The organism is Streptomyces beijiangensis (assembly GCF_017315755.1).
Taxonomy (GTDB): domain Bacteria; phylum Actinomycetota; class Actinomycetes; order Streptomycetales; family Streptomycetaceae; genus Streptomyces; species Streptomyces beijiangensis.
In genome coordinates this window covers 1-390 of record NZ_JAFLRJ010001700.1, presented here as the reverse complement: position 1 = coordinate 390, position 390 = coordinate 1, and the positions used below count along the sequence as shown (strand labels likewise).

Annotated in this window: 1 pseudogene; it reads left to right on the top strand. The window is 77.9% G+C overall.

From position 1 onward, the window contains the following. Window positions 1-390, top strand: a pseudogene (locus tag J0695_RS43300) (ATP-dependent helicase HrpB); the annotation flags it as partial.

Below are 390 nucleotides of genomic sequence, written 5' to 3'. Positions count from 1 at the left end.
GCGCCATGGCTGGCCGTGGCGGTCGCGGACCGCCCGGTGGGCGACGCCTTCGCGCGGGTGCGGCTGGCCGCCGCCGTCGACGAGGAGACTGCCCGTCGTGCGGCGGGCGCGCTCCACGGCGTACGGGAAGAGGTGCGCTGGGACGGCGCGCGCGGTGATGTGGTGGCCCGCGAAGTGGAGACGCTGGGCGCGGTCGAGCTGTCCGCGCGCCCCCTCTCGTCGCCCGATCCGGCGCGGGTGCGGGAAGCGGTGCTCGACGGGCTGCGCGGCGAGGGGCTCGGGCTGCTGCGCTGGTCGGAGGGCGCGAGGTCGCTGCGCGCCCGGCTGGCCTTCCTGCACAGGGAGCTGGGCGAGCCCTGGCCCGATGTGTCGGACGAGGCGCTGCTGGAG